The organism is Kitasatospora sp. NPDC023176, assembly GCF_055560495.1.
Map to the genome: position 1 here is coordinate 211,977 of NZ_JBVHIP010000007.1, position 25,240 is coordinate 237,216.

The window sequence follows — 25,240 nt, forward strand, 5'->3', positions numbered from 1 at the left end:
CGCTCAAGGATTGCCATGATCGGCCGAGGGGAGGAATGGCGGTGTGGGGGTCGCCGGAAGGGTCGCTCGGACGGGGAAGCCGGGCGAGGCGGTGGAGGGGAGCGGGAGGGGCAGGAGGGGACCGGGAGGGAGCCGGGGAGGACGGGAAGGGCCCGCTGCACGGGGAGCAGCGGGCCCTGATCGTTCCTACGGAGCGGGCGGCCCCGGCCTGGCGGGCTCAAGCCGCGGGCTCGGGCGGCGGGCTCAGGCCTGGGCGACGAAGACGTGCTGGGCGATGTCCTTGCCCAGCTCCGCCGCGTTCTCCCCGGTGCCGACCAGCACGCCGCCGACGCCGGCGCCGACGCTCACCTTGACCGTCGAGCCCGGCCGGACGCCGGCCCGGCGCAGGGTGCTCATCAGCTCGCTGTCGGTCTGGATCGGCTCGCCGATCCGGCGGACCACCACGTCCGCCCCGGCCTCGCCCGGCTTGACGGAGTCCAGCGGGACGAGCGCGGCGTCGAAGCCCTCGCCCTCCGCCTTGGTGTCGCCCAGCTCGTCCAGGCCCGGGATCGGGTTGCCGTACGGGGACTGGGTCGGGTGGCCGAGCATGGCGAGCACCTTGCGCTCGACCGTCTCGCTCATCACGTGCTCCCAGCGGCAGGCCTCCTCGTGCACCTGCTCCCACTCCAGGCCGATCACGTCGACCAGCAGGCACTCGGCGATGCGGTGCTTGCGCATGACGCGCACCGCGAGCCGTCGGCCCTCCTCGGTGAGTTCGAGGTGGCGGTCCCCGGCGACCTGGAGCAGCCCGTCGCGCTCCATCCGGCCGACCGTCTGGCTGACCGTCGGGCCGCTCTGCTCCAGCCGCTCCGCGATCCGGGCACGCATCGGGACGATGCCCTCTTCCTCCAGCTCCAGGATGGTGCGAAGGTACATCTCAGTGGTGTCGATCAGCCCAGACATCGCCGCTGGCTCCGTTCTTCGGTGTCCTCACCGCCAATTCTGACGTACCGCACTGACAACCGGGCCCGCCCGGGGGTTTCCGGGACCGGTTTTCGTTCCTGTTGACAGCGGTACCGCCGGGGCGCGACCGTGCTCGCCGTAGCTTTCTCCACTGGCGGTCCGGGCCTCCCCGGCCGCCCCACCCGGCCGGCGCCCCCACCGGCAGAGAGCGAAGGCAACCGATGAACGACCTGGTCGGCAGGTACTTCGACGCCGCGATCGCCCACCTGAACCGGGTCCGCGAGGAGGAGTCCGACTCCATCGAGGCCGCGGCGGCCCTGCTGGCCGAGGCGATCTCGCAGGGGCGGCGGGTGTTCGCCTTCGGCGCCGGGCACTCCTCGCTGCCGGCCCAGGATGTGGTCTACCGGGCCGGCGGGCTGGTCCCGATGAACCTGCTGAACGTGCCCGGGATGGCCGGGGTGACGATGATGCCCGCGCCGCTGGCCAGCGCGCTGGAGCGGGTCTCCGGGCTCGCCACCTCGACCCTGGACCTGACCCCGGCGACCAGCGGGGACCTGCTCTTCCTGATCTCGCTGTCCGGCCGCCAGGTGATGCCGGTCGAGCTGGCCCGGTACGCCCGGGGCCGCGGCCTGAAGGTGATCGGGGTGACCTCGCTGGCCTACCCCGGGGAGGTGCCCTCGGCGCACCCCTCCGGCAGCTATCTGAAGGACCACTGCGACGTGGTGCTGGACAGCAAGGTCGCGGTCGGCGACGGCGAGCTGACCCACCCGGGCGCCGAGACCTCCTTCGGCCCGGTCTCCACCATCGTCACCAGCGCGCTGATGCAGGCCGTGGTCGCCTCGGCGGTCGGCCGGCTGGCCGACCGGGCAGCCGCCGGGGACGCCCCCGCGCCGCCGCTGTTCCGCTCCGGCAACGTCCCGGGGGGCACCGAGTGGAACGCCAAGCAGATGGCGGAGAACGCCGAGCGCATCCTCTACACCTACTGACCGGGCCCCACCCGCCGACCCGTCGGGCGGCGCGAACACCGGCACGCCCGCTGACGGCGAGTGCCGGTACGACTACGGGGCGTACCGGACAACCACCGGACCATCCCGGCCATTGCGGGCCGCCCCGGCCACCGCCAGGCGTACCGGGAAGCCGCCGGGGGCAGGAGAGCCGAGGGACCTGAGCGACGGGTGGGGGCCGAGCATGGTGTCTGGTGCGGGACGGACCGGGTGGGTGCGGGAACGGGAGCTGCTGCCCGAGTTCTTCTGGGCCGCCGACGCGGCCTCGCTGCGCGGCCAGCGGCGTTCGGTGCTGCTCTCCGCCTGGGAGCTGGTCCTGCTGCTGGTCGCCGCCGCCACCGGATCGGCCGACGGCGAGCCGTGGGCCTGGTCGGCCGCCGCGGCCTACCTGGGCGCGATGGCGCTGGCGGTGGTGATCAGCCGGCAGAACCCGCAGGGCCTGTGGTACGAGGGCCGGGCGGCCGCCGAGTCGGTGAAGACGCTGGCCTGGAAGTTCGCCGTCCGGGCCGACGCCTACCAGCCGCCGCCGCACAGCCTGCCGGACGCCGAGGGGCTGTACCGCTTCCAGCTCGACCGGGTGCTGGGCGCCTTCCGGAACACCCCGGTGGCCGTGCCCGTGGACGGGGTCGAGGTCACCGAGGCGATGCGCGACCTGCGCGCACAGCCGCTGGCGGTGCGCCGCGAGGTGTACCTGAACGAGCGGATCCGGGTGCAGCACGACTGGTACCGCCGCAAGGCCCGCTACTGCGCCCGCGCCGGGTACTGGACCGGCGTGCTGGGCGTGCTGCTGCCGGCGCTGGGCCTGGCGCTGGCCGTGCTGCGGGCGCTCGGCGCGTTCACCTACGACGCGCTGGGCACCGTCTCGGCGGTGGCCGCCTCGGTCACCGCCTGGGCCCAGTTGCGCCAGTACCGCCCGCTGGCCGCCGCGTACGGGCTCGCGGCCGAGGAGTTGGAGCTGATCCACCTCCAACTCGCCCGGCTGGACCTGGAGTCGATGGACGCCGAGGAGCTCTGGGCCCGGCTGGCCCGGGACGCCGAGGACGCGGTGTCCCGCGAGCACACCACCTGGCAGGCCCGCCGGGAGGTGCGCACCACCACCGACCGGGAGCACTGAGGAGGAACGCGTGGCGTTACGGATGGTCAAAACGGCGGACGGTCGCGCCCTCGCCGTCGAGTCCCTCGGCGACCCGCGCGGCCGTCCGGTGTTCCTGCTGCACGGCATGCCGGGCAGTCGGGTCGGACCGCACCCGCGCAGCACCGTGCTGTACCGGCTGGGGGTGCGGCTGATCTCCTACGACCGGCCCGGCTACGGCGACTCGACCCGGCTGTTCGGCCGCCGGGTGTCCCACGCGGCGGCCGATGTGCGCACCATCGCGGACGAGTTGGGGCTGGACCGCTTCGCGGTGCTGGGCCGTTCCGGCGGCGGCCCGCACGCGCTGGCCTGCGCGGCGATGCTGCCGGGGCGGGTCAGCCGGGTGGCGGTGCTGGTGGGGCTGGCGCCGCGCGACGCGACCGGCCTGGACTGGTACGCGGGGATGACCCCGTCCAACGTCCGCGCCTACCGGGAGGCGGAGCGCGGGCACGGCCGGATCGCGGACGCGATGGAGTTCCGCTCCCGGCAGATCAAGGACGACCCGGTCCGGCTGCTGAACGGGCTGCGCACCGAACTCTCCCCCGCCGACCGGGAGGTGGTGGCGGACAGCGGGCTGCGCCGGATGCTGCAGAGCAACTACCGGGAGGCGTTCCGGCACGGCGCGGACGGATGGATCGACGACGTGCTGGCCTTCACCGCGGACTGGGGCTTCGAGGTCGGGTCGGTCGGGGTGCCGACCTGGCTGTGGCACGGCGCGGACGACCAGTTCTCGCCGGTCGACCACTCCCGCTGGCTGGCCGACCACATCCCGGGCGCCGAGCTCTTCCTGGAGCCCGGCGCGGCGCACTTCGGGGCGTTCCGGGTGATGACCACGGCCCTGGCCTGGGCGGCGGGTTAGGGTCCGTCCTCGAACTCCCGCCTGCGGGGCGACGGGATCTCGGGGACGGACCCTAGCCCCGGACGGGGGTGAGGGGCTCGGCGCCGTCCAGCACGGCGAGGATGTTGTCCACCGCGAGGTCGCCCATCGCCTGCCGGGTGCGCACGGTGGCGCTGCCCAGGTGCGGGACGAGCACCGCGCGTTCCTGGGCGAGCAGCGCGGACGGGACGTCGGGCTCGTGCTCGAAGTTGTCCACGGCGGCGGCGAACAGCGCGCCGGACTCCAGGGCGGCGGCCAGCGCCTCCTCGTCGACCACGCCGGCCGTCATGCTGATCACCACCGCCCCGGGCGGCAGCATGGCGAGCCGGCGGGCGTCCAGCAGGTGCCGGGTCTCCTCGGTGCAGGGGCAGGTGACGACCAGCACGGTGGAGGTGGCGAGCAGTTCCTCCAGCGGCTTCCACTCGGCGCCGCCGGCCTGCTCGGGCGGCAGTGCGCGGCGGTTGTGGTAGCCGACCGGCATGTCGAAGGCGGCGGCCCGGCGGGCGACCGCCTGCCCGATCCGGCCCATGCCGAGCACGCCGAGCGGGGTGCCGGCCAGTTCCAGGCCGAGCAGGAAGTTCGGGCCCCAGGCCCAGGGCGTGCCGGAGCGCAGCAGGCGTTCGCCCTCGCCGAGCCGGCGGGTGGCGGCCAGCAGCAGGGCCCAGGCGGCCTCGGCGGTGGCGTTGGTGAGCACCCCGGGGGTGTTGGTGACGACCACGCCGCGTTCGGCGCAGGCCGCGAGGTCGACGTTGTGGTAGCCGACGGCGTGGTTGGCGACGATCTCCAGCTGCGGGCCGGCGGCGTCCAGGAACTCGGCGTCCACCCGGTTGTTGAGGGTGGTGAGCACGGCTCGGCGGCCGCGGACGGCGGCGAGCAGTTCGGCTCGTTCCAGCTCACGGTCGTTCTCGCTGCAGGTGGCGGCGTACCGGCCGGTGAGCCGTTCGAGGACGCCGGGCGCGGGGTGCCGGGTGACCAGGACCGGGGGCGGGGTGGTCGGGTCCGTGGGCCGCTCGCTGCTGTCGCTCATGGCTCGGCAGCGTACCCCGCCCCCGCCCGGTCACACCGGCTGCGGCTCCAGGTCGCGGTTGATCCGCTTCCAGCCGCGCGCGGAGACCGTGTTGGGGTGTTCCTCGCCGACCTGCCGGATCAGCTCGGAGATCGCCCGGGCGCGCAGTTCGGCGGCCTGGGTGTGCCGGCCGGCCGCGCGAAGGGTGATCGCCAGGTTGGCCTCGCAGGCGACCGCGTCCGGGTGCTGCGGGGAGTAGCGCCCGCACAGGCCCGCGTAGGCGGACCGGCCGAGGTGCTCGGCGAGGTCGTTCTGCCCGTCGTCGCCGTAGGCGTTGGCCAGGTTGATCACCGCGTTGAGGGTGTACGGGTGTTCCGCCCCGACGGAGCGGGTGAGGCCGTCGACGGTGAGCCGGCCGCGTTCGATGGCGCCCTGGACGTCGCCGCTGCCGCGCAGGTAGATCCCGAGGTTGTTGGCGCAGGCCAGGGTGAAGGGGTGCTCGTCGCCGAACAGCCGCCGGTGGCCCTCGAAGACGGTGGCGCAGAGGTCGCGGGCGGCTTCCTTGTCGCCGGAGGCGCTGTGGTCGGCGGCCAGGTTGAGTGCGCAGGCGAGCGCGTCGGGGGCGTCGGCGCCGTAGCGCTCCAGGTAGCGCTCGTAGGTCTCCTTGGTGATCCGGCGGGCCTCGGCGAGCTGGCCGATCCGGCGCAGTGAGACGGCCAGCGACTTGGCGTTGCGCAGGTTCTCGGGCAGGTCGGGGTCGAGCACGTCGCCGAGGTCGGAGGTGACCTCCTGGAGGAGGTCCACCGAGCCGCGGTAGTCGCCGAGTTCGCGCAGGTCGCGGGCCAGGTTGGACTTGGTGGACAGAGTGTAGGGGTGCTTGGGGCCGAGGACGGCGGTGCGCCGGTCGAGGGTCTCCTGGTCGAGTTCGCGGGCGGCCTCGCTGTTGCCGACCAGCCGGTAGTCGATGGCCAGGTTGTTGGCCATCGAGAGGGTGCGCGGGTTGTCGTCGCCGAAGAGTTCGCGGAACTGCTCCAGGATCTCCTGGTCGAGGTCGAGTGCGGCCTGGAAGCGGCCGAGCGCCCGCCGGTCGGCGCCGAGCGAGCCGGCCGTCATCAGGGTGTACGGGTGGTGTTCGCCGAGCAGCACCCGCTGGCGCTCCAGGGTGGCCTCGTCGAGGGCGAGCGCCTCGGCGTAGTTGCCCTGGGAGCGCAGCACGTTGGCGAGTTGGAAGCGCAGCAGCAGGGTCTGCCGGTCGTCGTCGCCGAGCTTGCCGGTCCATTCGGCGTCGAGGGCGTGGCCGAGGTCGCGGGCGCGGTCGAGTTCGCCGCGCTTCCACAGGTAGCGGACCCGGTCGATGAGCAGTTGGCGGGTGTCGGCCTCGTCGCAGTTGTGCGCCTTGGAGGGCGACAGGTGGGGCCAGATCTCGTCGAAGGCGGGCCAGTTGGCGGGGTCGTCGGTGTCGCCGAGGACGGGCCGGGCGCCGGTGAGGATGCGGTGCACCTCGTGGACGGCGATCTCCTGTTCGTCGTCGGTCATCCCGGCGCGGATCACCGCCTGGACGAGGCGGTGCACCTGGAAGCTGTTGCTGCCGGCGTCGACCTTGGCGAGGGCGTACCGGCCGATCGCCTGGATGACCTTGCCCAGCATGAACTTGTCGCTGAGGTCGGCGTCGTAGCGCACCAGCGCGCGGATCATCTGGTCGCTGTAGAAGAGGTTCATCGAGATCGGCTCGGGTGCGAAGAAGGCGCACAGTTGCAGCAGTCGCACGGCCGCCGGGGACTGCTGGCGCAGCCGTCCGATCGAGACGTTCCAGGTCGCGGCGACGGGGGTGGGGTAGTCGGTGGGGTGGTCGACGGCGAGGGCGCGGGCGGCCTCGGCGTGCAGCTGGGCGACGTAGGTGTCGACCGGGGTGCCGGTGGTGTCCAGCCAGGCGGCGGCCACCTCGACGGCGAGCGGGAGGTCGCCGACGGCCTCGGCGACCCGGTCGGCGTCCGGGCGGGAGAGGCTGCGGGCGCGCCGGCACAGGTGCTCGACGCTCTCGCCGCGGGTGAAGACGTCGACCTCCAGCGCTTCGGCGTGCCCGGTCCAGGCCTGGTTGCGGGAGGTGACCAGGATGTGGCCGGAGCCGCCGGGGAAGAACCGGCGGATCTCGGAGGGCTCGTCGGCGTTGTCGAAGATCAGCAGCCAGCGCGAGGTGGGCACGCCGCGGCGCAGCGCCTCGCGGGCGGCCTCGGCGGCCTCGGTGACGGAGTCGCCGACCCGCAGGCCGAGCCGGCGGGCGAGTTCGGCGAGGGCCGGGGCGACCAGTTCGGTCTGCTCGGCGTCGATCCACCAGACCAGGTCGTAGTCGGACATGAAGCGGTGGGCGTACTCCAGCGCCACCTGGGTCTTGCCGACGCCGCCGAGCCCGTACAGGGTCTGCGGGGTGGGCAGGACGGCCGCCATGCCGCCGCGCAGCTGGTTGCGCAGTTGTTCCAGGACGGCGGCGCGGCCGGTGAAGGAGGGGTTGCGCGGCGGGACGTCCCAGACCGAGGGCTTGCTGCCGGGGAAGCGCGGGCCGCCGCTGGGGGCGTCGTCGAGCACCGCGTCGCCGCGGCCGAGGGCGCGCAGCAGGCTCTGGATGGACTGGGTCTCGTCGCGGCCGACCAGGTCGACGGGGTTGCGGTTGCTGAACGGCGCGGTGAGCCGGACGTCGCCGACGCGTACCGGCAGCAGCTGGCGCCGGGTGCCGGAGGGGTCGGAGTTGACCACGGACTCCCACAGCGCCCGGGCCTGCGGGGAGCGCTGGTAGGCGGGCGAGAGCACGGCGACCGTGCGGTAGGCGGAGTCGATGCCGCGCTCGGTCTCCTCGCGCGGGTCGGTGCCGGCGCTGAGGTCGCGCGGGAGCACCCGGAAGCCGGCCCTGGTCAGGACGGACTCGATCCAGTCCGCCCACATCCGGTCCTCGGGCACGTAGGACAGGTAGAGGTCGGCGGGGACGGACGGGCGGCGGCGGGTGAAGGCGTCGACGTAGCGCAGCCGCACCTCCTCCTCCACGGCCGGCAGCCCGGTGACCCGGCCCTCGGTGATCATCGAGGTGAGCCGTTCGCAGGCGGCCAGCATCGAGGTGGGACTGCCGGTCTGGTCGCCGAAGGTGGCGAGGATCTCCTCGTAGGCGTAGAACGGCCGGTAGGGGATCTCCACCGCGCCCCAGTAGCCAGCGAGTTCCTCGCTGCTCAGGCCTGCGGGCAGGCCGTCGAAGCGGACCCGGGCGAGGGCGCGACCGGCGTCCGCCTTCTCCTTCTCGCCCTCGTCGATGCGCATCGGGACGGGCAGGATGCGGATGCCGCGGTCGCGGTAGCGGTCGTGGATGTGCTGGGCGATCCGGGAGGCGCCGTCGATGGACTGGTCGCTGAGGGTGAAGCAGACCACCAGGTCGTCGGGCATCTGGACGGTGCAGATCTCGGCGATGTCGGACAGGCCGGTGCGGGAGTCGATCAGCACGTAGTCGTAGCGCTTGGCCATGTCGGCCTTGAGCGCGTCGAAGAACTGCCCGCCGTCGAAGCGGTCGTAGAAGATGTCCCAGTCGAGGTGGGTGACGGCCTCGGAGTAGTCGCGGTTGAACTGGCCCGCGGAGAGGAAGTCCAGACTGCCGCCGGCCGGGAAGTACGGCCAGGAGAGCGAGAGTGCGTGCGGGTGCACCCGGGCGAAGTCCAGGTGCCAGCCCTCGGCGTGCTCGACCGGGCGCAGTGCCTCCTCGCGGTACTCGGCGATGAGGTCCATCATCCCGGTGGTGCCGGCCAGCGAGGCCGGGTCCAGGAAGGGGTGGAAGAACTTGGCGAGGCCGGGGGCCTCCAGGTCCCAGTCGACGGTGAGCACCCGGAAGCCGTTGGCGGCCAGGATCCAGGCGGTGTTGGCGAGGGCCATGGTGCGGCCGGTGCCGCCCTTGTAGGAGTAGAAGGTGATGATCCGGCCGTTGCGGTCCTGTTCCGCGGCCAGCCGGGCGGCCTCGCGGGCGGCGGCCAGTTCGGCGGCGCCGAGGCGGAAGTTCCTGGTGGTGTTGTCGCTCATCGGTTCGGTCCTCCCAAGGGCGCCATCCCAGCATCGGGGTCATCGCCGTCGTGACGGTCGTAGCGGTGGTCGCGATCGTTCTCACGGGCGGTGCGGTCGTTGCGTTCGTTCTCCTGGGCGGTGCGGCCGAGGGGCCTGGCCCGGTCGAGGGGACTGTCGCGGTCGTCCCGGTCGGGGTCGTGGTCGGGGTCGAAGGGGTCCGGTCCGTAGGGTTCCGTCCGGTGCCCGCCGAAGCCGTCCGGTCCGTATGCCCCCGGGGCGCGGCGGAAGGCCTCGCGCAGGCTCGGCCGGGGCGCCGGCGGCTCCTCCGGTTCGGCTCGGGTCCGGCTCTCGAAGGCGTACTTGGCCTTCATCGCGGCGCGGGGCAGGGCGTCGTCGAAGTCCTCCAGGCTGTTCAGCCCGGTGGGGCCGGTGACGCCGAGGAAGCTGGGGCGGCCCGCGCGGCGGGTCTTGCGCAGGGTCTGGTCGGACAGCCCGCTGAACTCGCCGTCCCGTTCGAGGCATTCGCGGTCGTCGGTGTTCCACGGCTCCAGCACGCTGACCCAGGTGGCGTCGGAGCGGTCGAAGCGGCGGACGAGTTCGCGGCGGCGCGGGTCGCGCAGTGCCCAGCGGTCGAGCAGCAGCAGGCCGGGGGCCTCGGCGTTGCCCTCGATGATGGAGTCGACCTCGTCGTCGAACTCGTGCACGGTCGGCTGGAATCCCAGCTGCCGGGCCAGGCGCACCGCGTGCTGGGCGATGGGGGATCCGGCCGGGCGGTAGGGGTGCCAGTCGGCGCGCCGGGCGCCGTAGAAGTCGGGGTTGCGGTCCTGGGGCAACTCGCCCTGGTGGTAGGTGAGTACGGAGATCCGCAGCTGTTTGGTCGGGGCGGACACGTTGAAGGCGCTGGGCAGGCCGTTGAATTCCAGCCGCCGCCCGACCGGGATCACCGTCTCCTCCGCCACCTGCACGATCCGCGCCGCGAGCCGGTGCACGGCCAGTTCGTAGGCGGCCCGGAAGTAGCTGAGCTTCATCAGCGCGTACAGGCCCTCGGTGGCGTAGTCGGGCCCGAACCCCGCGTGGTTGAACTGCAGTTCGCTGGCCACCTGGGGCAGCCGGTAGCGGCTCATCGGGGCCCACAGCACCGGCACGATGCCGCTGGTGCGCTCCACCTCCATGGTCGCCGGGTAGACCGGCCGCCGGGTGAAGGCGTGCCACTCCTGGCCGCACGGCACGCTGTTGAAGTACCGGGGTGAGTACAGCGGCACGAAGACCCGGCAGGTCGCCAGCTCCTCGGACAGCCGCTCCGCCCACAACTCGCCCTGGTGCATGGACTCGTCCATGAACCCGACGGGCACCCCGGCCGGGACGGTGGTGAGTTGGAGCACCGCCTCGCAGAGGTCGCGGTACAGCTGGCGCACCCAGTGGTTCGGGTCGCCGGCGCCACGCGCACCGGACTTCGGCGTGTGCGCGTAGGAGAGGAAGAAGTACGGCCTGGCCTCGTCCTCGTCCCAGCCCCGGTCAGTCACACGTGCCTCCCCCGGGCCCGTCGGCAACCTGGCTCCCGCAGCCCCCGTGCGGCGGGGTCTCAGTGTAGGAACGACTGACACCCCAATGGAATAGCACAACGGCTCGCACGAATTGACATGACCGAAACGATGCCGCTGTCCTGTTTCGGTGAGCAGTACCCTCGTTGCGGCCACCGTGAACGATCAGGAGGGGTACGCATGGACCAGCTCAACTGGCAGAGGTCGAGTTTCGGCACCGACCAGGCCAACTACCTGGAGATCGCCTCCGCGGGCGATCTCGTCTACATCCGCGAGTCCGACAACCCCGACCTGGTCGTGACCACCACCCGGAAGAAGCTCAACGCCTGGATCCTGGGCGCCAAGGACGGCGAGTTCGACCACTTCGTCGGGCTCTGAGCGGCCCTCACGGCCGGTAGCGCGCGGCCAGCGTCCGGACCGTCCCGGCGATCCGCTCGCGGAGTTCGGCCGGTTCGAGCACCTCGATGTCGGCGCCGAGGCGCAGGAACTCGCCGTGGGCGTGGTCGATCGACTCGATCGGCACCCGGACGTCCGTCCAACCGCTCTCGGCCGCCGGCACGCCGAGGCGGCGGGCGCCCTCCGGGGTGAGCCGCACCAGCGCCTCCCCGGTGTGCAGCCGGGCGTGGAAGTCCGCCAGGTAGGCCTGCCAGTACGCGGCCAGGACGAAGCCGTCCGGCAGCGCGAAGTCCTCGTCCAGGGTGCGGAGTGCGAGCACCTGGTCGACCCGGTAGGTGCGCGTCCCGGACGGCCCGCCGGCCACCAGGTACCAGCGGCCCGCCTTGAGCACCAGCCCGTACGGCTCCACCCGGCGCTCGATCTCCTCCGGCGCCCGCCAGCGCCGGTACCGCAGCAGCACCGTCCGGCGCGCCCACACCGCCGAGGCGACGGCCGCCAGGTGCGGGGTCTCGTCGGCGCGGCCGTACCAGCCGGGGGCGTCCAGCAGGAAGCGTTCCTGGATCCGCCCGGCGTGCTCGCGCAGTTCGGCGGGGAGCGCGGCCCGCAGCTTGAGCTGGGCGGCGGCGAGCGCCTCGCCGAGGCCGAGGTCGGCGGCGGTGCCGGGGAGCGCGGCGAGGAAGGCGGCCTGCGCCTCGTCGGCCGTCAGTCCGGTGAGGCGGGTGCGGTAGCCGCCGACCAGCCGGTAGCCGCCCGCGTGCCCGGCCTCGCCGTACAGCGGGATCCCGGCGGCGGCGAGCGCCTCGGCGTCCCGGTAGACGGTGCGGACGGAGACCTCCAGCTCCTCGGCCAGCTGCTGGGCGGTCATCCGGCCCCGGTTCTGCAGCAGGAGGAGCAGGGTGACCAGTCGGCTGGCGCGCATGCCGTCCAGTATCCCGTTTTCCACTGACAGTGGATGTCAGTGGAGTGCCCCTAGCCTGCGGCGCATGAACGACTTCGACTTCCTTCGCGGCTCCTGGGACGTGGTCAACCGCCGCCTCACCACACCGCTCAGCGGCGGCGGCACCTGGGAGGAGTTCCCCGGCCACACGGTGGTCCGGCCGCTGTTCGGGGGCGCCGGCAACATCGAGGAGATCGTCTTCCCCACCATCGACCTCCGGGGCATGACCCTGCGGCTGTTCGACCGCGAGACCGAGCGCTGGTCGATCTACTGGTCCAACAGCCGGACCGGCCGACTGTACCCCCCGGTGGTCGGCGGCTTCACCGGCGACCGGGGCGACTTCTACGGCGATGACACCCACGACGGCCGCCCGATCCGGGCCCACTTCACCTGGCACCGCCTCGGCCCGGACACCGCCCGCTGGGAGCAGGAGTTCTCCGCCGACGAGGGCCGCAGCTGGGAACTGAACTGGACGATGGACTTCACCCGCACCGGCCCGGCCCTGGGCGGGCTCGCCGCATGAGCCTCATCGTCGAACTGCGCCAGTACACCCTGCACCCCGGCGCCCGGGAGACCCTGATCGAGGTGTTCGAGCGGGCGTTCGTCACCGGGCAGGAAGCCGTCGGCATCACCCTCGGCGGCCGCTTCCGCGACCTGGACGACCCGGACCGCTTCGTCTGGCTGCGCGCCTTCCCCTCGATGGCCGAGCGCCGCCGCTCACTGGAGGCCTTCTACGGCGGACCGGTCTGGCGGGAGCACCGCGACGTGGCCAACGCCACCATGGTCGACAGTGACGACGTCCTGCTGCTGCGCGGGCCGGGCTTCCTGCCGCCGCCGGGGGTCCGCGAGGTGCTCGCGACCGTCTGCCACCCGGCCGGCACCGGCTCCTTCGATGCCGCCTCCTTCGACGCCGCCACCTTCGACGCCGCCACCTTCGACGCCTACGCCGCCCGGCACCTCGGCCCGGAGCACGCGCTGCATCGCACCGAGCACGCCGAGAACGACTTCCCCGCCCTGCCCGTCCGCACCGGCGAGGACGTCCGGGTGTGGTTCGGCCCGGCCGAGGCGCCGCCGCCGGCGCTGTCGTCGCGGTTGCAGCGGCTCCGGCTGGAGCCGGTGACGGCCTGACGGTGTGACGTCATGACGATGTGACGGCCTGACGGTGCGGCGTCATGACGATGGGACGGTGTGAGTGCGCGCGTGCCCCGGCCCCTCGCCGGGGCACGCGGATATCCGGTGGCAGGCCCGGCCCCCGGCGGCGAGGATCACCGCATGCACGCCTTCCTGGAGACCGAACGGCTCGTGTTGCGCCCGTTCACCGACGCCGACGCCGACGCCCTCTTCACGCTGGACGACGACCCCGAGGTCATGCGCTTCATCAACGGCGGTGAGCCGACCAGCCCGGAGACCGTCCGGGCGAAGGTCCTGCCCCGGCTCCTGCACGACTACCCGTGCTTCGGCACCCGCGGCTACTGGGCCGTCGAGGAGGCGTCCACCGGCACCTTCCTGGGCTGGTTCGAGTTCCGCCCCCTCGACGAGCACAGCCCGGCCGTGGTGGAGCTCGGGTACCGGCTCAACCGGTCGTCCTGGGGGCGCGGTTACGCCACCGAGGGCGCGCGGGCGCTGATCCGCAAGGGGTTCACCGAGTTCGGGGTGGAGCGGGTCACCGCGAACACGATGGCCGTCAACTCCCGTTCCCGGCGGGTGATGGAGAAGTCCGGACTGTCCTTCCTGCGGAACTTCACCGGCGACTGGCCCGACGCGATCCCCGGCTCCGAGCACGGCGAGGTCGAGTACGAGCTCACCCGGTCGGCCTGGCAGCGGCAGCTCTAGCACCGCCGCGCGCGGGAAGTCGGCCGGGCCGACTTCCCGCGCTCCTCACCCTGGCAGCGGTCAGGAGCCGGCCGGCAGCAGCGCGGCGACCTCGCCCAGCACCCGGGCCGCCGGCGCCGGGTCGACCAGCCACTTCAGGTGGCTGCCCGGCAGCGTACGGACGTCGTACGGGTTCTCCGGCGTCAGGGCGTCGCCCTCGCGGATCATCCGGTCCTGCATGGCGAGCGGCACGCTGGTGTCCTCGGTCAGCCGCACGTACGTCCGGGGGATCCGGCCCCAACTGTCGCGCTGCGCCCGGTCCTCGGGGGTGCCGGCGTCGAGGTTCTCGTCGGGCTGGAAGGTGTTGAGGAACACCATGAACTCCTCGTCCGTCCCGTCGGCCAAGAAGGCCGACTTGAAGGCGGCCAGGACCCCCGGGTCGGCGGTGCGGAAGTTGCAGCGCAGCAGACCGAGTTCGGCCGGGTTCCCGACCATCGCCGCCGCCAGCCCGGCGGCGTCCACCGTGGCCATCTCGGGCTCTGCGTAGTAGGCGCCGACGGCGAGGTCGACGGGCGCCCAGGCGGAGACGTAGACGATCCGGTCGATCAGGTCGGGCCGCCGGTTGGCCGCGACGGTGGCCGTCAGCCCGCCGCGGCTGTGCGAGACCAGGATGACCGAGCCGTTCCGCTTGGCCCGCTCCAGGATCCCGATCAGGTGCGCGACGTTGTCGGCGAGCGTGACGCCCTTGATTCCCCCGGCCTCGGTGGCGAGTCCGGCGAGGTCCTGCGGCGCCTGGTAGGCCCGCGGGTACGTCGCACCGAAGCCGTGCCCGGGGAGGTCGACGGCGACCGAACGGTGTCCGAGGAGGCCGAGTTCGGCCTGGAGGGGCGCGAAGGAGAAGGAGCTCGCGAAGGCTCCGTGTACCAGGACGAACGTCGGCTGCATCTGTCCACACTCCCTGTCCCCGAGGGCGTCGTGCGAACGACCGGCCCCCATCCGGTGCTCCACCCTACCCAGTGAAGATCATCAGCACTACCCCGAAGAGCCCTGCCACCTGCGGACTTCGCGATCCGCCGGGAGGCGGCGGACACAGCCGCCGGCCGGTCCGCCGTGGAGGCCCTCGCGGAAGGAAGCCTTGGGAGCAAACTTGGCACCCTGCGCCGACGGCGGCGGCCGCGAGGAACAGGAGGAGAGCGGTCACGCCCGACCCCGGTGCCGCTTGAACTCGCGCAGCAGCGCGAGGAGGTTGATCACAGTGCTGGCGGGAACGTTGCCGAGGCTGACCAGGACCCGACCGTCGAGGATCTGCTCGCCCGAAGTGGCGGACGGCCAGAGCAGGCCGAACTCCCGGCCCTCGGTGCGGAGTTCCACGACGAGTTCGGTGAGCTGCGGGGCGGTCAGGTGGTGGATCGCCGGATCGGCCGGGTGAATGGGGTGCAGGGCGTTCACGCGACACCCCCGTCCAGCTCGAACCAGACCCGCTTGCCCAGCGCCTGGGGTTCGGCGCCCCAGCGGTGGGTGAGGCCCTCCACCAGCTGCAACCCCCGCCCGGACTCGGAGAGTTCGGAGGGCGTACAGCGCTCGGGAAGCTTCGAGCTGCGGTCGGCGACGATGACACGAAGGGTGCCGCCCCCGACGCTGAAGGCGACAGCGGGCGAGGAGGTCTGCCCGTGCCGCCAGGCGTTCGCGATCAGTTCGACGAGGGCGGTCTCGGCGTCCGCGATGGCGGACCGGACGTACCCGGCGCGCACCATGACGTCGCGCAACACCTCGCGGGACACGGTGAGGGAGGGAGAGTTGAGGTTGGAGTCACACATGGGGAGATCTCCCAGCAGTGCAGAGGAATGCCGTACGGGCAGGCCCTACTGACGACCCATCCGGTCGGCTGCATGTCCCTGAACTGTAGGCGAATAAGCCTCAACTCTGCAACACTCTCCGCACATGCCCCTACACTTTGCGTAGCCATAGATCGCGGAAGGACGTTGCCCATGGGATTCAGGACTGGGATCAGCGAGCGTCAGCGCCGCTTCGGCGAGGAACTTCGTCGCCTTCGAGATGCCGCCGGCCTCTCAGCCTTGGAGATCGGCGAGGCCCTGGGCGTGAAGGGTCCGAACATCAGCCACACCGAAGCCGGCAGGCTCGGCCTCAATTCAGAGCGCTTGAACGCCTGGCTCGACATCTGCAACATCACGGACCCCCAGTACCGCGCAGGCCTCATCGCCATGAGCGAGAGCTCGGGCAAGGGCTGGTGGAGGGAGTTCAAGCCTCATGTAGTCCCCAGCGCTCTCGATCTCGCGGAGTTCGAAGCCAGCGCAACTGCCCTGGACAGTTACCAGACACTGCTGATCCCCGGACTCCTGCAGACCAAGGCATACAGCGAGGTCATCCACGATTACGCAGAGAAGAAGGTCGAGTTCCGCCAGCGCCGCCAGGAACTTCTGACCGTTGAGAACGCACCACCGTTTCGCACCGTGATCCATGAAGCAGCACTTCACATGATGTACGGGGGACCGACCATCATGCGCGACCAGCTGAACCACCTCATCGAGGTCAGCAGGCTGCCGCATGTGACGATCCAGATCCTCCCGTTCGACTGCACCACCTACTCGTCGAGCGAGACACCCTTCGTACTCATGCATGGGGCTCACACACGCCTGGACACCGTTCTCCTGGAACAGCCTCATAGCTCGTACTTCTTGGGAGACCCTGAGGACGTGGCAGCATTCCGACGGAAGTTCGAGCGGATCAGGGGCTTGGCACTCCCTCCCCTGCATTCCGCCACGCGCTCTCCGTCAGCAACCCAGCGCGATTCGCTGGGCTTGATCCAGCACGTTCGTTACAAGCTCCAGGGAAGATAGCCATGAGCCAACTCAACTGGCAGAAGTCGAGCTTCAGCGGCGACAAGGCCGACTGCGTAGAGATCGCCTCCGACGGCGACCTCGTCTACATCCGTGAGTCCGACGACCCTGCCCAGGTCGTCACCACCACCCGCGCCAAGCTCAACGCGTGGATCAACGGCGCCAAGGCCGGCGAGTTCGACCACTTCACCGCCTGACGTCAGCCGTCAGCCGTCAGCCGTCAGCCGCCGGGCGACCTTCACCCGTGCGACTGAACCGGTGCACCCCATGGCCGGGTCAGCCGGTTACCAGGCCATGGAAACCAGGACCTGGGCCGGGCTACTCGCCGGCGCCGCCGTACTGGTGACGGGCGCGACCCTCGCACCCGTCGCCGGTGCGGCCGGCACGCCGACCGCGCCGCACGATCCGTACACCCGCACCGAGTTGTTCTTCGGCACCGACCGCCCCGATGGCGGGCCTGCCGTCACCGACCAGGAGTTCCAGGACTTCGTCGACGCGGAGATCACCCCGCAGTTCCCCGACGGCCTCACCGTCGAGCAGGCGCGTGGCCAGTACCGGGACCGCTACGGCGTCATCGAGCACGAACGGTCCTACCTGGTCACGCTGTTGTACCCGACCCCCAAGGCGAAGCCGGCCGGCGCCGCCGTCGAGGAGATCCGCCGTGCCTACGACCAGCGGTTCCAGCAGGAGTCCGTGGGCCGGGTGGACGAGTCGGTCAGGGCGTCGTTCTAGCGCAGGAGATCTGCACGGTGGATCCTTAGGCCGGAAAGTCGCTATCCGAAACCGATGATCAGACCATAGGAATGGCTCCACGGCCTGACGGGCCACCCCCGATCGAAGGAGCCATCACCCATGATTCGCCTCCGCACCACCTGTATGGCCATCGCCGGCACCGCTGCCATGCTCGCCCTGACCGCAGCGCCCGCTCAGGCCGCCCCGGGCGACGTCACGACCGTGTGCGGAAGCACGCTCACTCCGACCGGCTACGTCGACGTGAGTTGGGGTTACAGCAGCAGTTGCGGCACGCAGAGCTTCAGCCCGAACATCAAGCAGATAAAGCAGCTCACCGGACTTCCCGTCGGCACCGTGGTCCAGGCCTGCGGCACCACCTACCCGCCCGCGGGCTGGGTCCAGACCAGCTCGTACTACAGCAGCAGCTGCGTCGCCTGGTCGAACCCGAGCTTCAACAACAACGCCTGGCAGCTGCAGCGCGTCTCCTGATCCGGTGACTCCGGCTGCGGCCCGGCCACCCTGCCCCTCTGCTTGTTGATCTAGTGCTGCTCCGCCAGTTCCTCCCGAACCCGCGCCAACTGCTCCACCGTCAACGGGTGGTCGGAGAGCACGAGGGTCCACTGCCAGCGGGCGTCACGCCACCGCTGGCGGTGGTACCCCGGGTTCCTGGCCCACCCGTTGAGGTACGGCGGCTCGTCCAGGGGCTGGCGCACCAGTTGGGCCGCCGTCGGCGCCCCCGGCGACGGCTCGTTGTCGAGGTCCACCACGACGAACCCGGTGTCGGGATCGCCGCAGCCCGCCCCGGACGGCGCCTCCCACGGAGCGTGATCGGTCTCACGAACGGCGACACGGCCACCGAACTCGAGCAGCCACAGCGACGGCGCCCGGAACGCGAACGCGATGACCGTCTCGACATCTTCCGCCGGCGGGTGGCCAGGGCCGTTCGCCACTCGGGGCCTCATCGCTCGGTACAGGCCGGTGAGGGCACTCGGCGGTTCAGCGCCATCGGCAGGCGGCGTGACCGTCACTGGCGCTTCCTGGGGATCGGCCCGATTCCCGGCACGTCGATCAGTCACCCGTGCCGGTGGTCGGGCAAAGTGTTCGGGCAAAGTGTGCTGTCTTTTTCAACCACCAGCGGGCTCGAAGCACCGTCGCCGCTTCGGCGGGGCCGAAGCGGCGACGGGCGAACGAGCCGGGCGCTCAGCCGCAGAAGACGGCCTTGATCAGCCGGTCCAGGGCCTGAGGGAAGGTCTGCGCCGGGTCCGCATCGGAATCGCCGGTGGTCAGTCCGGCGGTCAGGATCCGACTGCCGTCCGGGGTGGCGATCATCAGGGCGCCGTAGCCGCCGGGGGCGCCGCCGTTGTGGTGGACGATGGTGACGTCGCCGTTCTCCGGGCCCAACTCCTGGATGAACAGGCCCAGCCCGTAGCCGAGCATCCCGTGCGGCGTCCGCATCGCGTCCAGCAGCTCGCCCGGCAGCAGCCGGCCGCCGAGCAGGGCGGCGAAGAACACCTGGAGGTCCCGGGTGGTGGAGATCATGTCGCCGGAGCCGCACAGCAACGAGAGGTTCTGGCGGGAGACGTCGACCACCTTCCACTCCTCGCCGTCCTGGTAGCGGCAGTAGCCGTGGGCATGCGGGCCCGGGAGCTCCGACAGGTCGCCCGGCACCACGGTGTCCGCCAGCCCGAGCGGCCGCAGGATCCGCCGCTGCATCTCCTCGGCGTACGAGTGCCCGGTGAGCGCCTCGACCAGCAGCACGGCCAGCGTGTAGTTGGTGTTGGAGTAGCTCTGGTCCGCCCCCGGCTCGAACCGGGCCGGCTTCGCCAGCGCGAACCGCACCAGCTCGTCCGGCTGGTAGCTGTGGAACCGGTTGTCCACCCACGCCTTGCCGATCGAGGGCAGCCCGGGCACGAACTCCCCGTTTTCCAGTTCGCCGGTGCAGTTGTAGACGCCGCTGGTGTGCTGGAGCAGCATCCGCACGGTGATCCGCTCGTCCAGGCCGAACCGGCGCAGGTGCCCGGCGACCGGGGTGTCCAGACCGATCGCGCCGTCGGCGACGAGGTGCAGCAGCAGGGCGGCGACGAAGGTCTTGGTGGTGCTGCCGACCCAGAACTGCCCTTCGGTGGACGGCTTCGCGCTCTCACCCAGCTTGTGCACCCCGGCGCTGCCGACCCATTCGCCGCGCTCGTCGCGCACCCGCAGCTGTATCCCGGCGAAGCCGGCGTCGACGAAGTCCTGGACGGCCTTCCGCAGTTCGGGGCGGTCCTGCGCGGTGCTCTGCTCGGTGCTGTTCATGGTCGTTCCTTCTTCACGGGTCGTGGCGGGGCATGGTGGGCTGCGGTGGGGCGGGCTGTGGCAGGGCGGGCTTTGGTGGGCTGCGCCGGGGGACTCAGAGGCTGTGGGCGGTGATGTCGCCGTAGGCGGTGGTGGCGTGGATGGTCAGGTCGGGGGTGCCGTCGGTGTTCTTCAGGGCGTTGTGGATCCGGCCGTGGCCGGTGCCGGCGTCCAGGGCGGCGGAGACCCCGCGGGCGGCCCCGACCGCGATCTGCCCGTACTCGGTGCGCAGGGTGACGGCGCCGCCTACGGCCTCGGCGATCCGCAGGTCGCCCTTCTGGGTGTGGATCTCGGCGGGGCCGCCGAGCCGGCCGACGGCGATGTCCCCGTCCTGGAGGGCGAGGCGGGCGCCGGCGGTCTCGTCGAGCTTGACGGTGCCCTGAGCGACCTTGAGGGTGACGTCGCCGAGGCGGCCGACGCCGCGGAACTCGGCGAGCGCGGCCGTGGCGTCGATCCGGGAGCCGGCCGGGAGCTGGACGGTGACCTCGACGGAGCCGGAGTTGCCGAGGAGGCGGTGCTTGGCCTCCGGGGTCACCACCCGGAGCACGCCGTCGGCGTAGGCGACCTCGACCCGCTCCGCGGCCTTCACGTCGCGGCTCTTGGTGCCGTCGGCGGGCCGGACCTCGACGACGGTGTCGGCCCGGTCGGCGGCGATGAACCGGATGCGGCCGGCGGGGACGTCCAGGACGGCCGAGACCGGGGCGGGGGTGGCGAACTTCTGCATCGTGCTCTCCTTCTCCTCGGCGTCGGGACCCTTTGGCCCCGCCGCTTTCTGATGAAGGAAACGCTACGTTGCGTTCCAACTCTCGGCAACTATCTTGTTGCGCGAAATCGCCATAACTACAGGTCAGTGACGTGCAATCATTGCAACGGCCCTGCCGGGAATGCAACGACCCTCACTCCATGCGTTGCAATGGAATGAGGGTGAACGCTATGCCGGAGCCGCTGCGGCGGGCAGCCGGGCGCTACCCGCGCCCAGCGCAGCCCCACGGCCACGGGCAGCGGCGCTCGTTCAGCAGCACCGAGACCGTGTCGTCCTGGGCGTTGGTGACCGCCAGGTCCAGCCCCCCGTGACGGGTGAACCGCCCGGCCACCACCGCGTCCGGGGTGGAGTAGTCGCCGGACCCGGTCGCCAGGAACTCCGGCGCCCGGAAGCTGCCGTCGCCCTTGCCCCGCAGCAGCGCCACCGAGTTGTCGCCGGTCGCCAGGGCCAGGTCGGACGTGCCGCGGCCGGTGAAGTCGCCCACCGCGACCGAGACCGGCGCGCTGCCCGCCGGGTAGGCGTGCACCGGCTGGAAGGTACCGTCCCCGTTGCCCAGCAGGACCAGGGCGGCGTGCTCCGAGTCGGCGAGCACCAGGTCGAGCAGGCCGTCCCCGCGCAGGTCGCCGACGGCCACCGAGACCGGGACGCCCCCGACCCGGTAGTCCGTCCGGGCGCCCAGCGTGCCGTCGCCGTTGCCCGGGAAGACCGCCACCTTGCTGACCCCGTCCAGGGCGACCACCAGGTCGAGGTGGCCGCTGCCGCCGAGGTCGGCAAGGGCGATCGAGGCCGGGTTGGAGTTGTCGCCGGTCGGGTAGTCGCGCGGCGCCCGGAAGGTGCCGTCCCCGTTGCCCAGCAGCACCGAGACGCTGCCGTCGCCGGAGTCACCCAGGTCGGCCACCGCCAGGTCCAGTGTCCCGGTGCCCCGGAAGTCGCCGAGGGCGACCGCGTCCGGGTGCGAGCCGGTGGCGAAGGGGCGGGGCGGCTGGAAGGTGCCGTCCCCGTTGCCCAGCAGCACCGAGACCCCGCTGGCGTCCTGGTCGGCGACCACCAGGTCCTGCACGCCGATGCCCCGGAGGTCGCCCGTCGCGATCGCGGTCGGGCCGGGCCCGGCCGGGAAGGTCCGCTGCGGGGCGAAGCCGCCGTGGCCGTCGTTCAGCAGGATCGACACCGTCCCGTCGGCGGCGTTCGCCACCGCCAGGTCGCTCCGGCCGCTGCCGGTGAAGTCGCCCACCGCGGCCGCGCGCGGGTTGTGCCCCACCGGATGGTCCGTCGTGGGGGCGAACCCCCCGTTGGGGGCGAAGTCGGGGGCGAAGTCGGGGGCGAAGTCGGGGGCGAAGTCGGGGGCGAACGCCCCGACCGCCGCCACACCGCCCGGCGGCCCCACCAGTGCGCCCGCCGCCAGCAGCACCGCCGCCACGGCGGCCCGACCGGCCCTCGGTCCTCGCATTCCCGCACCTCTCCCGTCCCGGGCGCCGGGCGGCGCCGCTTCTGGGCGCGATGGTCACCCGGCGGGGAAGGGTGCGGGCGCAGCGACACCCCGGGGTCGCCGGAAAGGACGGGAACCCGGCAGGGCCGGCGGCGGGTCCGGCGGCGGGTCCGGCGACGGGTCCGGCGACGGGTCCGGCGACGGGCTCAGGTGCGGGGCTCATGCACCGCGCTCACGCCCCGGCGCCGGTCCGCAGCAGCCGGTCGGCGAGGTCGACGGCCTCCCGGACCGGGACGAGCCGGCAGTCGGCGCCGCCGATCCGCCCGACGCCGACCCCCTCGGCCTCGGCCAGCACCCGGGCGCCCAGCGCACCGAAGTGCAGGTCGTCCAACTCGGCCGCCTGGAAGGCGATCCAGCCCTCCGGGGTGACGCAGCGGTACTCCCGCTCCCGCACCCCGGGCTGGCGCAGGTCGGCGAGGTGGAAGGCGGTGAAGCGGGCCATCTCGACGCCGAGCATCAGCACCCGGGCGTCCAGTTCGTACAGCCGCCCGAGCGGGGAGTCCGGGCCGAGGTGGGAGGTGAGCGGGTGCCGGTCGGTGATCTCCCCCGCCCGCGGGCCGACCGCCGCCCACGAGGTCTGCGGGTGTCCGCTGCGCAGGGCGCCGGGCCGGGTACGGACGGCCTCGGAGAGCGCGCCCAGGGTCGGGGAGGCCGGGGTGGTCGCCGGGTCGAAGCGCGGCATCCGCGCCCGGTACTCCTCGGCCTCCGCCGCCGAGAGCCCCGCCACCGCCGCCTGGTAGATCCGGGAGGTCGAGGAGTTCTCGGGCGTCCCGGTGAACGCCACCAACGTCCCCTCCTCGCCCAGGACTTCGAGCAGCGCGTCGACCACGCCCGCCGCCCCGCCCTCGACCGGCCCGAGCGCCCGCAGCGACGCCTGGACGTGCAGCACCATGCCCGCCCGGACCCCGAGCCCGGCGAACCCGTCCACCAGATCGGCGACAGAGATCACCGCGATCCCCTCCTCCACCTCAGGCCTCGACCATCCGCTCCACGCGCTCCGCACCGGCCGTACGCTCCGCACGCGCCCGTTCGGCCGCCCGCTCCGCCGCCGCCGGCAGCGGCACGTCGAGCCACGGGGTGACACTTTCCCCCATCCCCTGCGCGAAACGCACCCCCAGGCCGGTCAACGCCCCCGACTCACCCAGCCGTTCGACCGCCTCCGCCGTGTACCGCCGCCAGAGCGCGAACTGCGCCCGCGCCCGCTCGGCGGCCTCCCCGGCCAGGCCGTCGTACGCGGCCGTCCGGGTGCCCCAGTACTCGGTGACGGCCAGGTGCGCGTACGTGCCCTGGAGCAGGCCCTCCAGCGGGCGCGGGTCGGGCCGCCAGGGGGCGAAGTACAGCCGGTCGTCGGCCCGGTCGTAGAGGTCGTACAGGTCGAGCACCGCCCCGAGCTTCACGTGCTGGAACTCGTGCGCGAGCAGCAGCGCCAGCGTCGGCGCCGTCGCGGGCCGGGCGATGCCCACCGCGCCGTACGCCTGCCGGGCCGCCGAACTGACGTCCCGCCCGGCCGGGCCCGGCCGCAGCGGGGTCACCGTGGCCAGCCCGGCCCGGATGCCTTCCGCGTACGCCGGAAGGTCCCGCCCGAGCAGCTCCCAGGCCTCGCGCAACGCGCCCGTCCAGCCCAGCAGTTCGGCCTCCGACAGCCGCTCGGCCACCGGGTGGTCATGGCTGTCCCGCAGCGGGTCGAGGTCCTCCAGGGCGACCGTCCAGCCCCCGGCCAGCCGGATCCGCCGTAGCGGCTGGTCCAGCACCGTGGTCACCGACCCGTCGGCGGCCCGCACCTCGAAGCCGCCCGGCCGCCCGGTGACCACCGCCTCCCCGTCCGCCACCGCGACCCGCCCCAGCGTCGGCAGGTGCAGCCACCCGCCCCGCACCGGCACCGGCACCGCGTCCCCCCGCCCGGCCCGCACCGCCGCCGCGGCCGCCAGCGCCGCCAACGGCCCCAGCCCCACCGTCAGGTCCCCGGCGATCCGCCGCGCGGCCCACGCCCTCGCGTACGGGTGCGCCAGCACCGCGTCCACCGCCCCGGGCGCCACCCCGTCCAGCTCGGACAACAACCCCCAGGCCGCCGCCCGCCCCTGCCCGGAGGCATCCCAGGCGGCGGCCAACATGGCCCGGGTGAGCGAGAGTTGGGCCTTCCCGAGCGCCGCGACGGTGTCGGCGCCGCCGTACCCCCGGGCCAGTTCGTCGAGTTGCCGCTCGTCGAGCGCCGCCGGGAGCACGGGCGCCCCGCTCTGGGCGGGAACGGCCGGGCGGGAGTGGTCGGTGAGTTCGTTGATCAGCTTCATGAGGTCACCGCAGTAGACGGAGGGATTGTCGAAACCGGTACCGGCCCGGTACCGGTGGGCGTACAGTCCACCGCCGCAACTGCGGACCACGGGGCACGCCCGGCAGGCCTCGCTCAACCCGGCCAGTCCCAGTTGCCGGGCAACGATCCCGGGGTGCAGTGCCACCTCGTCCAGGCTGTGCGAGTAGACGTCGAGCCCGGTCTCGGGCGCGCCGTCGTAGGCCGTCTTCAGGCTGTCGGCCATCTCGAAGCTGCCGTCCGTCTCCAGCACGACGAGATCGCTGGGCTCCAGGCCGAGCGACTCGGTGAGGCTGGACAGTCCGTGCAACGTCCGGTGGACGGATTCGAAGGTCCGGGCGGCGAATGGGCGCCCGTCCGCCTCCCAGAGCGCGTGGACCGTCAACAGCCAGTCGGCGTACGGGGTGTCGCCACCACCCTGGATCCTCTTCGGTGGATCCTCCCAGGTGGCGTGCGGCAGCAGGAAGTCGACGGCCGGAGGCTCCAGCTCGGCCAGCGCCCGGTAGACCGCGGCCGGGTCGTTCTCGATGTCGATGGTGCACAACAGCCCTGCGTACAGCGGCCGGTACTCGGGGCGACGCAGCCGCTCAACGGCCTTCAGCACCAGCGGATGGCTGCTACGTCCGTCGGCGAACCGGCGGTGGCGGTCGTTGGCGATCCGGTCGCCGTCCAGGGAGATCCCCACGCGGATGCCCAGCTCGGCGAACAAGTCGCAGAAGGCGTCGGAGAGTTGGACACCATTGGTGTGGATGCGCAGGTCGATTGCGCAACCGGGCGGCAGCGCCGCCCGGAGCGCCTCGGCGGCGTGGCGCAGACGGTCCGGGCCGGCTAGCAGGGGCTCTCCCCCGTGCAGGACGACCCGGACAGCAGGCAGCCGGTGGGCCGCGGCGTGCTCGCCGATCCGCTCGGCGATGGTGCTCAGGACGTCCTCGCCGACGACCTTGGGGCGTCGTCGCCAGCTGGTGTCGGCGTGCTCGTACACGTAGCAGTGATCGCAGGCGAGATCACACCGGCTGTGGACCTTCACCACGAACTGGGTGAAGGGTCGCGGAGTTGGCGTCATGATCGATCGGATCCCGCGGG

25 protein-coding genes are annotated in these 25,240 nt (G+C 72.5%); 11 read left to right on the plus strand and 14 right to left on the minus strand.

The window, feature by feature from the left end:
- Nucleotides 1-243: 243 nt before the first annotated feature.
- Nucleotides 244-942: a metal-dependent transcriptional regulator gene (locus ACZ3YL_RS13620; protein ID WP_465657241.1), complete on the minus strand. Its 699-nt coding sequence runs from the start codon at nucleotides 940-942 to the stop codon at nucleotides 244-246.
- Between the two features lie 221 nt (nucleotides 943-1,163).
- Between ACZ3YL_RS13620 and ACZ3YL_RS13625 the strand changes: the two genes are divergently transcribed.
- From ACZ3YL_RS13625 to ACZ3YL_RS13635, 3 genes are all read left to right on the plus strand, one after another.
- Nucleotides 1,164-1,928, plus strand: coding sequence for a sugar isomerase domain-containing protein (locus ACZ3YL_RS13625; protein ID WP_188304651.1), 765 nt, complete (start codon nucleotides 1,164-1,166; stop codon nucleotides 1,926-1,928).
- A 232-nt stretch (nucleotides 1,929-2,160) separates the two neighbouring features.
- Complete coding sequence (locus ACZ3YL_RS13630) at nucleotides 2,161-3,060, plus strand: DUF4231 domain-containing protein (RefSeq protein ID WP_188304652.1); 900 nt, start codon at nucleotides 2,161-2,163, stop codon at nucleotides 3,058-3,060.
- Nucleotides 3,061-3,082: 22 nt separating this feature from the next.
- Nucleotides 3,083-3,937 (plus strand): alpha/beta fold hydrolase, encoded by an 855-nt coding sequence (locus ACZ3YL_RS13635; RefSeq protein WP_188304693.1) that lies wholly within the window; start codon nucleotides 3,083-3,085, stop codon nucleotides 3,935-3,937.
- Nucleotides 3,938-3,989: 52 nt separating this feature from the next.
- Here the strand turns inward: ACZ3YL_RS13635 and ACZ3YL_RS13640 are convergent, their stop codons facing one another.
- From ACZ3YL_RS13640 to ACZ3YL_RS13650, 3 genes are read right to left on the minus strand one after another with little or no spacing between them, the layout of a single operon-like run.
- A complete protein-coding gene (locus tag ACZ3YL_RS13640) occupies nucleotides 3,990-4,982 on the minus strand; it encodes a 2-hydroxyacid dehydrogenase (protein ID WP_465657243.1) in 993 nt (330 codons plus the stop codon).
- A 30-nt stretch (nucleotides 4,983-5,012) separates the two neighbouring features.
- Complete coding sequence (fxsT, locus tag ACZ3YL_RS13645; protein ID WP_188304654.1) at nucleotides 5,013-9,011, minus strand: FxSxx-COOH system tetratricopeptide repeat protein; 3,999 nt, start codon at nucleotides 9,009-9,011, stop codon at nucleotides 5,013-5,015.
- The gene (locus tag ACZ3YL_RS13650; protein WP_188304655.1) at nucleotides 9,008-10,516 is read right to left on the minus strand and encodes a TIR-like protein FxsC; all 1,509 of its coding nucleotides are present in this window, start codon (nucleotides 10,514-10,516) and stop codon (nucleotides 9,008-9,010) included. The genes fxsT and ACZ3YL_RS13650 overlap by 4 nt, the downstream gene beginning before the upstream one ends.
- A 198-nt stretch (nucleotides 10,517-10,714) precedes the next feature.
- Between ACZ3YL_RS13650 and ACZ3YL_RS13655 the strand changes: the two genes are divergently transcribed.
- On the plus strand, nucleotides 10,715-10,912 hold the full coding sequence (locus tag ACZ3YL_RS13655) for a DUF397 domain-containing protein (RefSeq protein WP_188304656.1): 198 nt from the start codon (nucleotides 10,715-10,717) through the stop codon (nucleotides 10,910-10,912).
- 7 nt (nucleotides 10,913-10,919) lie between these two features.
- Here ACZ3YL_RS13655 and ACZ3YL_RS13660 read toward each other — a convergent pair whose 3' ends face one another.
- Nucleotides 10,920-11,849 carry a helix-turn-helix transcriptional regulator gene (locus tag ACZ3YL_RS13660; protein WP_188304657.1) on the minus strand — a complete coding sequence of 310 codons (930 nt, stop codon included), beginning with the start codon at nucleotides 11,847-11,849 and terminating at the stop codon, nucleotides 10,920-10,922.
- A 64-nt stretch (nucleotides 11,850-11,913) separates the two neighbouring features.
- On the opposite strand from ACZ3YL_RS13660, the gene ACZ3YL_RS13665 reads away from it, so the two are divergent.
- From ACZ3YL_RS13665 to ACZ3YL_RS13675, 3 genes are all read left to right on the plus strand, one after another.
- A complete protein-coding gene (locus ACZ3YL_RS13665) occupies nucleotides 11,914-12,390 on the plus strand; it encodes a hypothetical protein (protein WP_188304658.1) in 477 nt (158 codons plus the stop codon).
- Nucleotides 12,387-12,995: an NIPSNAP family protein gene (locus ACZ3YL_RS13670; RefSeq protein ID WP_465657245.1), complete on the plus strand. Its 609-nt coding sequence runs from the start codon at nucleotides 12,387-12,389 to the stop codon at nucleotides 12,993-12,995. The genes ACZ3YL_RS13665 and ACZ3YL_RS13670 overlap by 4 nt, the downstream gene beginning before the upstream one ends.
- Before the next feature lie 144 nt (nucleotides 12,996-13,139).
- Entirely contained in the window at nucleotides 13,140-13,700 is a 561-nt protein-coding gene (locus ACZ3YL_RS13675; RefSeq protein WP_465657247.1) for a GNAT family N-acetyltransferase, read from the plus strand.
- Between the two features lie 60 nt (nucleotides 13,701-13,760).
- On the opposite strand, the gene ACZ3YL_RS13680 is transcribed toward ACZ3YL_RS13675, so the two are convergent.
- The 3 genes from ACZ3YL_RS13680 to ACZ3YL_RS13690 form a co-directional block, all read right to left on the minus strand.
- On the minus strand, nucleotides 13,761-14,624 hold the full coding sequence (locus ACZ3YL_RS13680; RefSeq protein WP_465657249.1) for an alpha/beta fold hydrolase: 864 nt from the start codon (nucleotides 14,622-14,624) through the stop codon (nucleotides 13,761-13,763).
- A 252-nt stretch (nucleotides 14,625-14,876) separates the two neighbouring features.
- Nucleotides 14,877-15,128, minus strand: a complete 252-nt coding sequence (locus tag ACZ3YL_RS13685; protein ID WP_188304662.1) for a hypothetical protein — start codon at nucleotides 15,126-15,128, stop codon at nucleotides 14,877-14,879.
- Nucleotides 15,125-15,496 (minus strand): ATP-binding protein, encoded by a 372-nt coding sequence (locus tag ACZ3YL_RS13690; RefSeq protein WP_465657252.1) that lies wholly within the window; start codon nucleotides 15,494-15,496, stop codon nucleotides 15,125-15,127. The genes ACZ3YL_RS13685 and ACZ3YL_RS13690 overlap by 4 nt, the downstream gene beginning before the upstream one ends.
- Before the next feature lie 171 nt (nucleotides 15,497-15,667).
- Here ACZ3YL_RS13690 and ACZ3YL_RS13695 point away from each other — a divergent pair, with 171 nt between their 5' ends.
- From ACZ3YL_RS13695 to ACZ3YL_RS13710, 4 genes are all read left to right on the plus strand, one after another.
- The gene (locus ACZ3YL_RS13695) at nucleotides 15,668-16,537 is read left to right on the plus strand and encodes a helix-turn-helix domain-containing protein (protein WP_188304664.1); all 870 of its coding nucleotides are present in this window, start codon (nucleotides 15,668-15,670) and stop codon (nucleotides 16,535-16,537) included.
- Nucleotides 16,538-16,539: 2 nt separating this feature from the next.
- Nucleotides 16,540-16,734, plus strand: a complete 195-nt coding sequence (locus ACZ3YL_RS13700; RefSeq protein ID WP_188304665.1) for a DUF397 domain-containing protein — start codon at nucleotides 16,540-16,542, stop codon at nucleotides 16,732-16,734.
- A gap of 70 nt (nucleotides 16,735-16,804) precedes the next feature.
- Nucleotides 16,805-17,269 (plus strand): DUF3574 domain-containing protein, encoded by a 465-nt coding sequence (locus tag ACZ3YL_RS13705; RefSeq protein ID WP_465657256.1) that lies wholly within the window; start codon nucleotides 16,805-16,807, stop codon nucleotides 17,267-17,269.
- A gap of 120 nt (nucleotides 17,270-17,389) precedes the next feature.
- Nucleotides 17,390-17,758, plus strand: coding sequence for a hypothetical protein (locus tag ACZ3YL_RS13710; protein WP_188304667.1), 369 nt, complete (start codon nucleotides 17,390-17,392; stop codon nucleotides 17,756-17,758).
- Nucleotides 17,759-17,808: 50 nt separating this feature from the next.
- Here ACZ3YL_RS13710 and ACZ3YL_RS13715 read toward each other — a convergent pair whose 3' ends face one another.
- The 6 genes from ACZ3YL_RS13715 to ACZ3YL_RS13740 form a co-directional block, all read right to left on the minus strand.
- On the minus strand, nucleotides 17,809-18,297 hold the full coding sequence (locus ACZ3YL_RS13715) for a hypothetical protein (protein ID WP_465657258.1): 489 nt from the start codon (nucleotides 18,295-18,297) through the stop codon (nucleotides 17,809-17,811).
- Nucleotides 18,298-18,469: 172 nt separating this feature from the next.
- Entirely contained in the window at nucleotides 18,470-19,564 is a 1,095-nt protein-coding gene (locus ACZ3YL_RS13720; RefSeq protein WP_465657260.1) for a serine hydrolase domain-containing protein, read from the minus strand.
- A 94-nt stretch (nucleotides 19,565-19,658) separates the two neighbouring features.
- Complete coding sequence (locus tag ACZ3YL_RS13725; RefSeq protein ID WP_188304670.1) at nucleotides 19,659-20,327, minus strand: DUF4097 family beta strand repeat-containing protein; 669 nt, start codon at nucleotides 20,325-20,327, stop codon at nucleotides 19,659-19,661.
- A gap of 241 nt (nucleotides 20,328-20,568) precedes the next feature.
- Nucleotides 20,569-21,813, minus strand: coding sequence for an FG-GAP repeat domain-containing protein (locus ACZ3YL_RS13730; protein ID WP_465657262.1), 1,245 nt, complete (start codon nucleotides 21,811-21,813; stop codon nucleotides 20,569-20,571).
- Between the two features lie 211 nt (nucleotides 21,814-22,024).
- Entirely contained in the window at nucleotides 22,025-22,801 is a 777-nt protein-coding gene (locus ACZ3YL_RS13735; RefSeq protein ID WP_317621037.1) for an AAC(3) family N-acetyltransferase, read from the minus strand.
- A gap of 19 nt (nucleotides 22,802-22,820) precedes the next feature.
- Nucleotides 22,821-25,220: an FxsB family cyclophane-forming radical SAM/SPASM peptide maturase gene (locus tag ACZ3YL_RS13740; RefSeq protein WP_465657264.1), complete on the minus strand. Its 2,400-nt coding sequence runs from the start codon at nucleotides 25,218-25,220 to the stop codon at nucleotides 22,821-22,823.
- Between the last annotated feature and the right edge of the window lie 20 nt (nucleotides 25,221-25,240).

Coding starts and splice junctions, on each gene's coding strand:
- ACZ3YL_RS13620 (WP_465657241.1), bottom strand. CDS start 942: ATGTCTGGGCTGATCGACACCACTGAGATGTACCTTCGCACCATCCTG.
- ACZ3YL_RS13625 (WP_188304651.1), top strand. CDS start 1,164: ATGAACGACCTGGTCGGCAGGTACTTCGACGCCGCGATCGCCCACCTG.
- ACZ3YL_RS13635 (WP_188304693.1), top strand. CDS start 3,083: ATGGTCAAAACGGCGGACGGTCGCGCCCTCGCCGTCGAGTCCCTCGGC.
- ACZ3YL_RS13640 (WP_465657243.1), bottom strand. CDS start 4,982: ATGAGCGACAGCAGCGAGCGGCCCACGGACCCGACCACCCCGCCCCCG.
- fxsT (WP_188304654.1), bottom strand. CDS start 9,011: ATGAGCGACAACACCACCAGGAACTTCCGCCTCGGCGCCGCCGAACTG.
- ACZ3YL_RS13655 (WP_188304656.1), top strand. CDS start 10,715: ATGGACCAGCTCAACTGGCAGAGGTCGAGTTTCGGCACCGACCAGGCC.
- ACZ3YL_RS13660 (WP_188304657.1), bottom strand. CDS start 11,849: ATGCGCGCCAGCCGACTGGTCACCCTGCTCCTCCTGCTGCAGAACCGG.
- ACZ3YL_RS13665 (WP_188304658.1), top strand. CDS start 11,914: ATGAACGACTTCGACTTCCTTCGCGGCTCCTGGGACGTGGTCAACCGC.
- ACZ3YL_RS13670 (WP_465657245.1), top strand. CDS start 12,387: ATGAGCCTCATCGTCGAACTGCGCCAGTACACCCTGCACCCCGGCGCC.
- ACZ3YL_RS13675 (WP_465657247.1), top strand. CDS start 13,140: ATGCACGCCTTCCTGGAGACCGAACGGCTCGTGTTGCGCCCGTTCACC.
- ACZ3YL_RS13680 (WP_465657249.1), bottom strand. CDS start 14,624: ATGCAGCCGACGTTCGTCCTGGTACACGGAGCCTTCGCGAGCTCCTTC.
- ACZ3YL_RS13690 (WP_465657252.1), bottom strand. CDS start 15,496: ATGTGTGACTCCAACCTCAACTCTCCCTCCCTCACCGTGTCCCGCGAG.
- ACZ3YL_RS13695 (WP_188304664.1), top strand. CDS start 15,668: ATGGGATTCAGGACTGGGATCAGCGAGCGTCAGCGCCGCTTCGGCGAG.
- ACZ3YL_RS13700 (WP_188304665.1), top strand. CDS start 16,540: ATGAGCCAACTCAACTGGCAGAAGTCGAGCTTCAGCGGCGACAAGGCC.
- ACZ3YL_RS13705 (WP_465657256.1), top strand. CDS start 16,805: ATGGCCGGGTCAGCCGGTTACCAGGCCATGGAAACCAGGACCTGGGCC.
- ACZ3YL_RS13710 (WP_188304667.1), top strand. CDS start 17,390: ATGATTCGCCTCCGCACCACCTGTATGGCCATCGCCGGCACCGCTGCC.
- ACZ3YL_RS13720 (WP_465657260.1), bottom strand. CDS start 19,564: ATGAACAGCACCGAGCAGAGCACCGCGCAGGACCGCCCCGAACTGCGG.
- ACZ3YL_RS13725 (WP_188304670.1), bottom strand. CDS start 20,327: ATGCAGAAGTTCGCCACCCCCGCCCCGGTCTCGGCCGTCCTGGACGTC.
- ACZ3YL_RS13730 (WP_465657262.1), bottom strand. CDS start 21,813: ATGCGAGGACCGAGGGCCGGTCGGGCCGCCGTGGCGGCGGTGCTGCTG.
- ACZ3YL_RS13740 (WP_465657264.1), bottom strand. CDS start 25,220: ATGACGCCAACTCCGCGACCCTTCACCCAGTTCGTGGTGAAGGTCCAC.